Below are 13,452 nucleotides of genomic sequence, written 5' to 3' on the forward strand. Positions count from 1 at the left end.
TTTCCAAGCAGAATCATTCTTTGAAATGGCATTTTAAAAAAAATAACAAATGCAAAGATCATTTTTAATCATATTCGCAGTTCTGTCTGTCCTTTTTACTTCTTGTGAATCGGAGTTGGATCAGACACCCCTTTCAACAATAAGTCCTGATAATTTTTATCGCAATGAGGCGGATTGTAGATTAGCATTGAATGCAGTTTACAGCGATGTTGGAAGCAGTTACACTTATGGAGAACAGTTGCCTATTCAATTCATGGTAGGAACAGACGAGGCTGTTTTCTCACGTTCTTATAATTCCTGGACTGTAGGTTTGTATATTCACAATGCTTCTACCGTTGATTTGGAAAACACATGGAGAACCTTGTACAGAGGAATCAACAGTGCCAACTTGTTGTTGGAGAACTTGCCAGGAGCAGAGTTTACTGAGGATAGCAGAAAATTAAGATATGAAGCTGAAACACGTTTCCTAAGAGCTTTCTTCTATTTCGACTTGGTTCGTTGGTGGGGTGGAGTACCATTGAGAACTAAATCTGTTAGCGATGCAACTGCCAATGATATTGCACGCACTTCGGCTGAAGATATTTACGAGTTTATTATTACTGAATTGGAAGCTGCTGCGCCAAACTTGCCACTACCTTCAGAGGAGATGGAATACGGAAGAGTTAGCAGAACAGCTGCCTGGGGATTGTTGGCAAGAGTGTATATGACAAAAGCTGGTGTACCATTGAAGCACATGCCAGCAGAATCTTATGCCAAGGTGAATGAATATTGTGACCTAATCATCAACAGTGGAGAGCACAATTTGATTGAGAACTATGAAGATGTCTTCATGAACGAAATTACAGGTGTTAATGATGATACCGAGGTAATTTTTGAAGTTCAGTTCGAGAATCAAAGAGGTGCAGGGATTCGTGAAGATGGTAAGCATGGTAACCTAAACGGAATCATGTGTCAGCAAAACAACTCTCCATACGCTTACGCATTTACCTATGCAGGACTATCCTTGATTAATGCTTATGATCAGGACAATGATGAGCGTTATGACTGGAATGTTGCCAACTTTAGAGTTGATAAAAGCGGAGTTGTAAAGATTCAGAAAAACAGATATGAGTGGTTTCCGGGTAAGTTCCGTCGTATTCAAAAAGTGGATAACGCTGATGGATCATACAGCTGGTATGGTTTGGAACCTGGTGATTTGGATAAAAACTACACTGGAATTAATTTCCCAATTCTTCGTTACTCTGATATTCTATTGATGAAAGCTGAGGCTTTGAATGAGTTGGATAAAACTGCAGAAGCTGTTCCGTTTATGAATCAGGTTCGTAACCGTGCTGGATTAGCTAATGTAGAAGCTGACTTGGTTGCTACTGCTGATGATTTCCATGAGGAGTTGATGACAGAACGATTGAGAGAATTCTGTTTTGAAGGAATTCGTAAGCACGACTTGATTCGTTGGGGAGTGTTGGTTGAAAAATTGGCGCAACTAAAAGCAGAAATGCAAGCTGCCAACGTTGCTTCTTCGAGAGAGTGGTTGTACCGTTCATCGAATAATGTTGCTGAGAAGCACTATTTGATGCCAATTCCTTTGAAGGAAATGAACGAGAACAAGTTAATGGATCAAAATCCATTGTGGAAATAAAGATAAATTGAACAGGGAGTTACTCCCTGTTCTTTTACCAAGCTGTTTAAAAGAAAATAATGTTGCAAAAGATTATACTTTTTATCGCATTAGGATTACTGGTGGGGGTAAACTCCTCATGTTTGCAATCTGCTTCTTCAAAAGAAAAAGATACCAGCAAAGAGGAAATGTCGCCAATTTTCCAGGAGGATCTTAATGTGAATATAGAGCAGGAGATGAAATTTTGTGAAGGACAGTTGAAGAAATCAGTGGCTTTGCATACTGACTTTGAAACACATCCTCGCTTAATAGAGAGTGGAGAAGAGCATTGGAAAATGCCTGAAAATGGAGTTCTTGTTTGGACGGTTGGCTTTTATCCTGGCATTCTTTGGCAGATGTACGATGTAACCAAGAATGAGTATTGGAAAGAGGAGGCTCTGAAGAGAACTTTGCCTTTAGAACCATATAAATACAACAAAGAACACCACGATGTTGGTTTTATGATGTATTGCTCTTACGGACAGGCTTATCGATTGACTGGAAAGAAAGAATACCGTGATGTATTGATAGAATCCGCAAACTCATTAATCACCAGGTACAATCCTAAGGTGGGAACCATCAAGTCATGGTCGAATGAACTGCATCCTCAGTGGAAACAACATATTACTATTATCGATAATATGCTGAATCTGGAACTTTTGTTTTGGGCATCGAAAGAGACTGGGAATCCTGTTTACAGGGATATTGCGGTAAAGCATGCTGAGACCACCATGAAGCACCACTTTAGAAATGATTACAGTTGTTATCATGTGGTAGAGTACGATGAAAATACGGGTGCTGTTCGAAATAAGAACACTTCTCAGGGTTATGCTGACGAAAGTGTTTGGGCCAGGGGACAGGCTTGGGCTGTTTATGGTTACACCATGGTTTATCGTGAAACCAAAGAGCCTAAGTTTTTAGACTTTGCCATGAAGGTTTCAGAACGATTTATTGCAGGTTTGCCAGAAGATCATATTCCTTATTGGGACTTTGATCTGACAGGTAATGAAGGTGAACCACGTGATGCATCGGCCGCTGCTATTGCAGCTTCAGGTTTGGTGGAGCTAAGCTCATTGCTTACCAAACCGGAATTGAAAAAACGCTATGGCAAGGCTGCTGATGCCATTTTGAACTCTTTGGCATCACCAAGCTACTCTGCAAAAGGTGTGAACGATGCTTTTCTATTGCATAGTACAGGAGCAAAACCACAGCGCCATGAAATTGATGTAGCCCTGGTTTATGCTGACTACTATTACCTGGAAGCATTGAGAAGAAGAAAAGCATTGACCATTGAGATGTAGGTCTGATGGTACAAATATGAAATTATAATGAAACGTCCATGAGTAAATAATTATTAACTCACACACGATTATGATTATTTTTGAATGGTAAGTTCCATCTGACAAATGTGAAAAATTATAAACAGATGAAATAAATGTGTGAAGCCTTGAGCTTGAATACATTCATTTGGTACGAAGCTCTCTTAGGTATTATACTTTAGAGAGCTTTTTTTATAATAATAATGGTTTTGATTCTTTGTCAGGGATTGAAATATTATTTTTAGGCTGTTCTTAGAGAGTAATCGTTTATACAAAGGTATGAGATTGATAAAATACATATTGGCTCTGGTTTTTGCCTGTTTGCTGTTTACCCCTACAAATGCAAAGAGTAAGGAGATTCGTTTTCAAAAGCTTACAACTTCTGATGGTTTGCATTCAAACGTTGTGCACTCCATGCTTCAAGATTCGAAAGGATTGATATGGCTTGGCACCAAAGAGGGGCTGAACCGTTTTGATGGTTATCAGATTGTCAATTTCCCCTTGCCTCAGGGTCCTTTTGATAAGGTTGCGGATCAAAGAATCAATGCTCTCATAGAGGATATGGATCAGAATATTTGGATGGCTACCCAAATTGGGGTGGTTTTTCTGAATAGGGAATCGGGGAAGATGAAATACTATTTGATGCCCTATGAAGTAAATAAAGCACAAAGCCTCTATGTGAATGATTTGGCCGTTTCAGCAAGCAATGAAATATGGGCGGGTACCCGTAATGGATTGTTTAAATTCAATAAAGAACAAGATCTGTTTGAACAATATGAGCACTTTCCTTTTAATAGTGAAACGGTAAGTTACTCGAAAGGAGAGCGCTTAATCAATGATTTGTGTTTCGATAAGAAAGGACACCTGTGGATTGGTACGGCAGGAAATGGAATTACGGTTTTAGACATAAAGAAGAAAAAGAAACAATACTTTTCTCGATCCAAAAAAAGAAAAGAGGGGGGACTGATTTCTAACTATATAGAGGATTTGTTTAAGGATAGTGAAGGCAAAATGTGGATTGCTACAGCAGGAGGTTTGAACCTATTTCAGGATGAAAATGAGAGTTTTGTTACTTATCGTCATTCGGAAGGAAATAAGTATAGTTTATCTGACAATTACATCACTGCCATTAATGATGATGGAAAAGGAAATCTTTGGATCGGAACCAAAAAGGGATTGAATTTCTTTGATAGAAAGGAGGAAAGATTCTACAATTACCAGCATCACCCCCTATTAAAAAAGAGTATCTCAAGCAATAACATTCTGGCTGTTATAAGTGAGAGATCTGGAAGTTTTTGGGTAGGAACCATGCAAGGAGTCAATCATTTTTCGCCTAATAGCCTGCCTTTTGAATTGTATCAGAATATTCCACAAAATAAACATTCTTTACCTGACAACACCTTGCGTGCAGTTGTTTCAGATAAACTGGGTAATGTTTGGGTTGGCATGATGAGGGATGGCATAAGCCATTTTGATCCGGTTAAAAAAGAATTTAAGCCAGCCAAAGTTAGCGAAGCTACCAAGAGGAAGATAAAACACAAGACGGTTAGAACGGCTTATGTAGATAGCAAAGGGCTGGTATTCTTCGGTACGGATGCAGGAGTGTTAAAATATAATGTGAAAGGTAAGGTGTTTGAAAACTTTACGGCAAATGGAAAACTGATTTTTCAGAAGAGTGTATTTGAGATTCTGGAGGATGACGAAGGGAACTACTGGTTTTCCGAACTGGATAAGGGAATCTGGAAATGGAATCCAAAAAAGGGAAGTGTAGAGCTTCTGAACAAGGAGCAAAATGATCTGACTAATCAAAATGTAAAAGTGATCTCGCAGGTGACCAATGGTGACATCTGGGTTTCATGCCATATGGGAGGTCTCTGTCGATTAAAAAGAGGAGAGAGCAGATTTCAAAGCTATAGAGCCTCAAATCAGAAAGGAAGTTTGTCGAGCAATAGGGTCTATGATATCTATCAGGACAGCAAAGGTAGCTTGTGGATAGCTACCAGCAATGGACTTAACCTCTACAACGAAAAAGAGGACATATTTACTTCTTTAGATGAGAAGGACGGACTACCCGGAAACGTGGTCTTGAGTATACTGGAAGATGAAAAGAACCGTTTGTGGCTTGGCACCAATAAAGGATTAAGCTGCTTTGATGTGAAGAAAAAGCAGTTTGCCAATTTTTATCAGGAAGATGGCTTACAAGGGAATATTTTTGAATACAAGGTGGCTTGCATTGATACCAGCGGACAAATGTATTTTGGAGGAAATAATGGCTTGAACTCCTTTTACCCTTCTGATTTTAAAATGAATTCCTTTACCCCGGAGGCTCAGTTTGTCTCTTATTCAAACTCAGGGGAATCAGGAGATGTGTTTCAGCAGAAAGTTGAATTGTATCATACCGATCAGAACTTAAGTGTTACGGTATCTGCCATGTCTTATTGGGAACCTGAAAAAAACAGAATTCGCTACCGTATTTCCACATTAGATACCACATGGACGCTTTTGCCTTTGGGAGAACATAGAATTGTGGTACCCAAACTGCCTATTGGAGAACATCAACTTGAAGTATTGGTGTCCAACAATCATATGAAATGGAGTACTTCTCCTGCTGTCTTGACCATAGATGTGAACAGGAACTGGAAACAATATTCATGGATACTTTATCTCATTGTTCTTGCATCCATTTTATCGGCGGGGGTTGTTGTGTATGCCAATCGCAGGAAGAAAGAAGAACGAAAAAACGTAAAGGCTAAAGTGGTGACAAAAAAGGCAGCTTCAGCACCTAAAAAGAAGGAGCAGGAGGAAAGTATTAAGACTCTCAATCAATTTATGGAGGAAGAGAAGCCTTATCTCGATAAACGATTGACCAAGTCACGACTGGCCATTCAGCTTTCCTGGAGCGAGGTGCAGCTTTCCAATATCCTGCGTGATGGTTTACAAATCAGTTTTAACGATTTTATTAATACTTACCGGGTGGATGAAGTAAAGAACCGTTTACAGGATCCCCAGAACAAGGATTACACTCTGCTGGCCATTGCCGAAGATTGTGGTTTCAACTCGAAAACCTCTTTCTACAGAATTTTTAAGAAGTTCACCGATTTAACTCCTAGTGAATACCTGGAAAAGCAGGAGAAGTAGTTTTCCAGGCGTATTTGTGATATCCCCATAAAACAGGAAGAAGGAGTCCGAATTGATATTTCAGACTCAAGAATAAACTACTGCTACTCGTATTACTGAGTCATTGCAACTATGCTTTCAAGGTCATTTCAACTATGCTTACAATGATCTTATAATAATGCCAACAGAGAATGAACTCTCAGCCTACCTCAAGGCTAATTGGCTTACCTTTTTAGTTTCTATGTGAGTATAAAAAATCCCCTTTGTCGCAGGGGAAAAGGGGAAGGTACTTTATGTGCTGAATTTCTATTTTAATTCAAAGATTTGGTAGTTGTCGTAATATCCTCTGGCAGGAACCATCAATCGAATGGCTGTTTGTCCTGCTCCCAGTGCAGCATCCGATTCTTTATCATGATACTGGAAAACCAATTGGCCGTCTATCCTGAATTCAATCTGGTACTTCCATTTAATAACTTTCATGTGATGTTTTCCGGTAAGGTTTTTAAGCGTTAAGTCCTGGCCTTTTGTTACCAATCTTCTGCCGGGACATTTGCGCATATTGGCAGTGCCGCGTTTGGGCGCCAGAAAGGAAATGCGATAATTGTATATGTCACCCTTTGTATACTGAGCGGCTACACCACATCGCTTATTCAGGGAAGGATGGAATACATTTTCCCCTTTTGTACCTGTTGCTGAAAACATGATCATGTGCAAAGGGTAGGGAATAGGACTCTGAAAATCGAATTCAATCACGTAGTTTTCCGGTGTAATGGTTTTGTTCCAGTATACCAGGTGTCCACCTCTAAAAGTATCGTCCAGCTTGTAGGAAGAATACATGTGAGGTTCTGCTTTTAAAGCCAGACCATCTACGTAGTTCTGATACCATTTGTCCGTACCTTCTTCAAAAACAATCTCACCCTTTTTCATCTTTCGGTTCACCTTTTTGTGATAACGGGAATAGAGTTCCAGACGCCCCTTGTTGATTTTGGCAACTCCCGGTCCTTCCATTACCCAGTCTTCCAATGATGATTTTTGATTGAAGTCACACTCGTATACCAATTTCTTCTCTTTTCCCTTTTCCAGGGATTCCTGCGCTACTGCCTGAAGCGTAAGAAAAGTGAGAAGTCCGGTTAAAAGGTATAGATGTATTCTGTTCATTACTTTAAAGTTTAGAAAAAGGGCCAGTAGTAAACATCCAGTAAAAGTGAAGCGATAATTTCAATAAAATAATCGGATGGCACTTTAGCCAAAGTGCAAATTTACTACTCAGCCCTTTTTTGAATCAAGATATGCTAAGTCTTATTCCAATTATAATACTAAATGAGCCTAAAAGAAAAGATGTGATTTATTAGGCGCATTTGGTGTGATAATTGGTATTATAAATAGGAAACAAACGGATCGTTTGTGCGGATTAAGATTTCACGAAGCTTTTCGGTTAAATCTTGCTCCAGTTCCGTATTCTCCCTATAAATGTTTGTCATTTGATATGGATCGTTTACATCATCATACAGGAAATGATGTTTCTCTCCTTTGTTATCATATGCGATCACATAGGTGTGGGTATGTGTTTTCACACCTCTGCGTTTTTCAGTATCGTCTTCTGGTTTGGCAAAGAAATACAAGGCCGCCTCCGGACGGTCTACTTTCTCATTTCTGAAGATTCCTGAGTAGTCTTTTCCTTCCACTTCTGAAGGGATATCATCCGACATTCCCATTAAACCAAGTAGGGTAGGCATTACATCAGGCACACTCATTAGCAAGTCATCGGTGCCAGGCTTTATCTTCTTAGGCCAACGAATAATGAATGGAATATCAAAGGCTTCGCTAAACCAAACATTCTTGTGCATCATACCCTGACTACCTAGCATTTCTCCGTGATCAGAAGTAAAGATTACGATTGTGTTTTCGTCTAAACCTTGTTCTTTCAAGCTTTTCAAAACTTTTCCAATTTGTAGGTCTACCCCTTCACACATTGAGAAGTAATCAATGGACTGATCGATTCGTTTTTCAACGAACATATCGCCAAAACCTTTGTCACCCATCTCTCTGTTGTCGGTGAACTGTACGTTCGGACGGTTCAGTACATCCTTCTCTGTTTTGCCTTCGAAACGTTCCTTGTACTTTTCAGGTACCAGGTTAAAAGGGTGGTGAGGAGGGTTGATGGCCCAGAACATGGCAAATGGCTTGTCATCATTTCTGAATTTGTCACCTGCATTTTCCAGGTACTTCTCCACAACTTCAGCTTCATGCTCAGGAGACCATTGCTTAAAGTATTGTGCCTGATCTTCACCTGCATCGTTGATCCAGTAGTGAGGAGTCAAGTGGTTGTCATCAGCACCATAAGAATACCAGAAATTAAATCCGTGGCGGTGTTTGCCAGGTTTGCAATAGGAATCCCAAACTTTAGCTTCTCCCTTTTGGGTTGGAGCAGGCCCGTCAAGGTGCCACTTGCCTACATAGGCGGCATCGTAACCATTGTTTGCCAATACATCTGAGAAACAAACATCATCTGGTTTTAAGAAGTTCCCAAATTCTGTCCTTCCCGAGTGGCAGTTAGACAATACTCCATTCGACAATGGATATTTTCCGGTTAGCATCATACCACGGTATGGGCTACACAACGGATGGTTACTAACAGCATTGCTAAACACAACACCATCGCTCGCCAGCTTGTCGATATTTGGCGTTAACACAGGATCTTGTTTCATAAATCCCATGGCTTGCTTTCGGTATTGATCCGGGAAGATGAAAAGCAAGTTTGGTTTTTTCCCTTTTCGGTACAAGAACTTAGTAAGCCTGTGGAATCAAGGTCATACCTGCAGTAATTGCGGCGGTATTACGTATAAAGTTTCTTCTTGAAATATCTTTAGCCATGATCTATTTTTTTTGTAGTTCAACTTCTCTGGTCAAGCCATGCTGACAGCTGAATTCCAATACTGTTTGATTGGCTTCGTTGCTAATCAATGTACAGTATTTGTTGTTTGGAACAGACCAGTTTCCTTCAATGCTTATTCTCACTTTTGAAATCTTACTTTCGTTGTCTTTCCATTCGCGAGAATATATACTTCTTTCCTTTCTTTTACCATTTTCAATGACTACATCTGCCGGACCTTCATACAGGTGCAGATCAGGATCACAAAGGCTAAGAACTTTGGTGTCTTTCTTATCTTTCAGCATTACCAGTGCAGGAGCATCAACAGCTTTCACTCCTGATATGTTGATTTGTTCATTTGCTTCGAACAGAACAAAGGCAGTTGTTTTGCTTGCATTTTCACGAACAATGTGTGCTTTGCTGTCCTTTTGAAGAACGGTGTAAGGAGCTTTGGCCTTTTTCTTCATTTGCTTGGCAAAATTCTGCAACTCTTTGTGTCCTCTTTGAACCAATATGGCATATTCATATGATTCCCCTTTTGGAGCCTTTCCGTGGCGAATCACCGCAGTTGCAAAGTTTCCCTGGTTTGGAGTTTCCTTCTTCTGATCTTTTGAATGCTGTAATTGCTTGCCCACTTCTACAGTATAGGCTGATGGAATGTAAAAGCTGTTTCCAACATTGTCGGTTAATAGGTTCGCTTTTTTACCTTGACCTACATAAGCAAACGGAAATTCAGAAATCTCCTTGCCATTCATTTGAACTGCATCAGACTCTTGCTTCAAATAGTTTTGGAATAGGGTGGTTTCCGTTTCAAAATCAGCATTGATATTTTCAATGTCGCTACCCAGGCAGATGATTTTCTCGTCGAAAAAGAAAACTGACTTTAATGCACGATGAGATCCATTGTATTTGTCGTGTTCATGAAGTTTCATTCCCCACGCACCATTCTTTCCTTCCAAAGAAATGGCTCCTGCAAATGCTTCATCAGACATAAGCATTTCCTCATAACCAGTTACCTGATCAACATTAAGAATATTGGCACGCAATTGTTCTATTGGCAAGTGAATGGCAGTGGTTCCGGCAAATCGGCCCCAGTCCCAACCGTTGACATTAAACCCGGCTGTAAATACACTTGGCTTATCGGTTCCGGCCAAAATTTGAACTTGCCCGTGTTTCATATAACGACCATAGTAGTTGGCGCCGATATAGTGCTCGGCCGCCCATAGGTAACGGCTGTGTCCTTGCGCAGTAACCGACCAGTTGTCTCTGCGGTGAATGCCCAGAGCAGCATAGTTCATGGTCCAGTTACCATTAGGATCAGCTTCAGCTTGTATCCCTTCTTTTTGGAATTTCTTAACACTACTGGTTGCTTTCTTACCTTGCATTAATCTAAGGTAAGCTGCAGCCATATCCTTGTCAATTTTCTTCTTTCCATCAGGAGTTCCTGACAAGGCCATTAATTCATAATGAGTAGCAGATAGCTTTCCTTTCCCATTAGGATGGCGCCCTGACATTGATGTTGGCCAGGTTTCCTTGTTACAGAACAAACGTGTCTTTAATAATGATTCTTTTAAAACTTTATGTCCTTCTTCAGAAACATGAAATGGAGTTTTGCTAAAATAGTACACCATTTTTGTTGCACCTTCATATCCTCCTGTAGCATATGCAGGGTAATTGTTGGCGTGGTGGAAAACCGAACCATCTACCTTGAAGCTGTCTTTCAAACCTGGAGCAATTGCCAGTCCGTTGTTGATCCAAGCTACATAGGCTTTCAGGTAGCGTACTTTTTCAGGAGAATCTTCCAGCATCAGGATACTTGCCAATCTTCCCATGACTGAAGTATTGAAAGCATCAATGCTCATGCCTTTGCCATGGAAGGGAGCATACACCTCTTTTACACCAGAGTACCATTCCATTGCTTTTTGAGCCTGGTCTGCTCTTTGGGTTCTGATTAATGATTCTCGCATTAGGAAATAGGCTGAGTAGTAAGTTCTCATGCTATATCCCAGGTGATGAACGGTTCCGTTGGCGCTACCTTCAGCCCAGCCCTGATCGATTATATGATCAGATAGGTTGAAGAACAATTCCTCCAGTTCGCTTTTGTATTCTGCATTGTCCGTTTGGTTATAGGCACAGGCAACATCATACATCAATTTGGTATACTTCTGAAAGCCTTTGTTATGCTTGTTGAAGAAGTTCTTCCAATCCTTAGTGTAAGGGTGGTATATTTCTGAGAAACGACAAAACCAGATGTTTTCTCCAGTGATTTGATCATCACTTTTGGAAATCTTGTACTTGGCATAGTCATCTCTGATTTGCTTCATCAACTTGTCAGTAACTTTTACTTTTTTAATGACAGACTTGCTATACCTTTTGTTGATCATTTGAATCCCTTTGATCTGTTCGTCAGTCAGTGGTTCAAGTTTTTGGCTTGGCTTGTTTAAGCTCGACTTGTAAAGAACCAACCAGTGGTTTTCAGTTTTTGCATTCACAAAGGGAACCTGGTAGTCAGGAGTATTCCATCTGCTGTCGGCAGGGGTACACAACATGATGTGATCGAAATACAAGCTGCCTGAAGTATTTTCAGGAGCAATGATTCTCATCTTGTTCATGCTGGTTACAGGAGTACCTTTCATGTCTCGTTCGAAAGCTACCCAGGCAGCTCTCCATCCTTTGTAGTTTAATCCGAATTCAAATTCACAGTTTACAGTAGCATCAGTGGCAAACTGAACAGTGATTTTTTCATCTTTAGGAGTTTCATTGTAAACCCAAAAGCAAAAGGTTGGAATTGACTTATCCACTGCTTCAGGATTAAAGGGAGTAAAGTTTATATTTTGATCCAGTTCCAGAAAACCTTTGCGTTCCCATGTCCATTGTAAGCTTTGCTTGCCATGTTTAAAATGACGTTCGCTAACTTGTAATTCTGATTTTGAATCAGCACTCCACTTAGAGTTTACTTGCTCTCCTTCGAAGGAGATGATTTCAGGTACGAAAAGGTCCTGAGCTGATAACCTGGCACTGATAAGAACACAGGCTACCAGTAAGGCCTGTCTTAAACAGTGAAGTAATTTGGTATGTTTTTTTGTATGCATTGTAAATGTATTGACTTTTGCTGTTGCAAGAAAAGAATACCTGCCGGATGCAAGATAATGATTGAGAAATAAAGTGTACCAAATTCAATATTTGATACTTTTCTATTACAAGAATATAAAAGTAAAGCTTGTCCCCGAACAATGACGGGGACAAGTTGAATTTATTTGGCTGCTAGTTTTTCTAACTCTCTTTTTCTGCAAAGAGCTTCCAGGAAATAATAGTCAGCATAGTTTAAAGGAACATCAATCTCTGCTCCATGAGGGATACTTCCCACACTGTGCATCAATAGAAAGTTGTTGTTCTCTCCCAGTTTAGCACGATAAGCAGGTGAAGAAAGGTTAACAACAATTTCATCGGCCAATTTCTTGTATGTAGCAGATTTTTCAGGACTGTAAGTGCTTAACTCATACAATGCAGAAGCAATTACACTTGCAGCTGAAGCATCTCTTGGAGTGTTTGGAATGTCTTTGCAGTCGAAATCCCAGTAAGGAACAAGGTCCTTAGGCATTCTTGGATGTGTGAAAAGAAAGTTGGCAATAGCTTCTGCTTGTTTCAAAAACTTAGGGTCTTTGGTTTCACGGTAACAAAGTGTGTATCCGTAAATAGCCCAACCTTGTCCACGTGACCAGGCTGAATGATCAGCATATCCTTGTGCGGTAACTTTGTTGCGAACTTGTCCTGTAATGGTATCGTAGTCGATCACGTGATATGAGCTGTAATCTTCACGGAAATGGTGATCCATAGTTGTTTCAGCATGTTTTATAGCGATATCTCTAAAGCTATTGTCCCCGCTTAGTTTTGTAGCTTCGAACAACAGTTCCAGGTTCATCATATTGTCAATGATCACCGGACATTGCCATCCTCTTTTCGCTTGCCATCCACGGTGAACATTCCAAGACTGGATTGCTCCCACGTTTGGACGGTATCTGGTACTTAATGATTTTGCTGCTTGAATGATTACATCCTTATATTCTGGTTTTTTGGTTAGTCTGTAACCATTACCATAGCTACAGTATACCATGAAACCAACATCGTGATGCCAGGTAAGGTACTGAACTGTATCTAATGTTTCAGTAACTTTCTCAGCTTCAATTTTCCATTTGTTATCACCTGTTAATTCATACAAATACCATAAAGAACCAGGAAAAAATCCGCTGGTCCAAAGCTCAGGAGTATTGTACCTGGTGGTTCCATCCTCATGAATGGTTCTGGGATTCAAGATTTCTCCTTTTGCATTCATACTTTCTATTTCACGACCAATTTGCTGAGTCGCGAATTCTACATTTTCCTCTACAATGTTGTTAGAAGAATGTTTTGGACTATTGCATGACCAAAGAAAGGCCACACAAGTCAAAAGAATCGTAAATTGAAGATTTTGCTTCATTTTTGAACTT

The 13,452-nt window shown here is 40.1% G+C and carries 8 protein-coding genes; 3 read left to right on the top strand and 5 right to left on the bottom strand.

Features of this window, described 5'->3' with window-relative positions:
- The first annotated feature begins 49 nt into the window (after positions 1-49).
- From JCM15579_RS06990 to JCM15579_RS07000, 3 genes are all read left to right on the top strand, one after another.
- The gene (locus JCM15579_RS06990; RefSeq protein ID WP_054717744.1) at positions 50-1,639 is read left to right on the top strand and encodes a RagB/SusD family nutrient uptake outer membrane protein; all 1,590 of its coding nucleotides are present in this window, start codon (positions 50-52) and stop codon (positions 1,637-1,639) included.
- A gap of 59 nt (positions 1,640-1,698) precedes the next feature.
- The gene (locus JCM15579_RS06995) at positions 1,699-2,958 is read left to right on the top strand and encodes a glycoside hydrolase family 88 protein (RefSeq protein ID WP_083464576.1); all 1,260 of its coding nucleotides are present in this window, start codon (positions 1,699-1,701) and stop codon (positions 2,956-2,958) included.
- A gap of 297 nt (positions 2,959-3,255) precedes the next feature.
- A complete protein-coding gene (locus JCM15579_RS07000) occupies positions 3,256-6,114 on the top strand; it encodes a ligand-binding sensor domain-containing protein (RefSeq protein ID WP_054717746.1) in 2,859 nt (952 codons plus the stop codon).
- Between the two features lie 285 nt (positions 6,115-6,399).
- On the opposite strand, the gene JCM15579_RS07005 is transcribed toward JCM15579_RS07000, so the two are convergent.
- The 5 genes from JCM15579_RS07005 to JCM15579_RS07020 form a co-directional block, all read right to left on the bottom strand.
- Positions 6,400-7,251, bottom strand: a complete 852-nt coding sequence (locus JCM15579_RS07005) for a DUF1961 family protein (protein ID WP_054717749.1) — start codon at positions 7,249-7,251, stop codon at positions 6,400-6,402.
- A 218-nt stretch (positions 7,252-7,469) separates the two neighbouring features.
- Positions 7,470-8,849 carry a sulfatase family protein gene (locus tag JCM15579_RS07010; RefSeq protein ID WP_157471376.1) on the bottom strand — a complete coding sequence of 460 codons (1,380 nt, stop codon included), beginning with the start codon at positions 8,847-8,849 and terminating at the stop codon, positions 7,470-7,472.
- 31 nt (positions 8,850-8,880) lie between these two features.
- The gene (locus JCM15579_RS22255) at positions 8,881-8,967 is read right to left on the bottom strand and encodes a twin-arginine translocation signal domain-containing protein (RefSeq protein WP_083464578.1); all 87 of its coding nucleotides are present in this window, start codon (positions 8,965-8,967) and stop codon (positions 8,881-8,883) included.
- Between the two features lie 3 nt (positions 8,968-8,970).
- Entirely contained in the window at positions 8,971-12,057 is a 3,087-nt protein-coding gene (locus tag JCM15579_RS07015; protein WP_054717750.1) for a chondroitinase family polysaccharide lyase, read from the bottom strand.
- 161 nt (positions 12,058-12,218) lie between these two features.
- Positions 12,219-13,442, bottom strand: a complete 1,224-nt coding sequence (locus JCM15579_RS07020) for a glycoside hydrolase family 88 protein (protein WP_054717753.1) — start codon at positions 13,440-13,442, stop codon at positions 12,219-12,221.
- Between the last annotated feature and the right edge of the window lie 10 nt (positions 13,443-13,452).

It is taken from the genome of Marinifilum fragile JCM 15579 (assembly GCF_001310955.1).
GTDB classification, from domain to species: domain Bacteria; phylum Bacteroidota; class Bacteroidia; order Bacteroidales; family Marinifilaceae; genus Marinifilum; species Marinifilum fragile.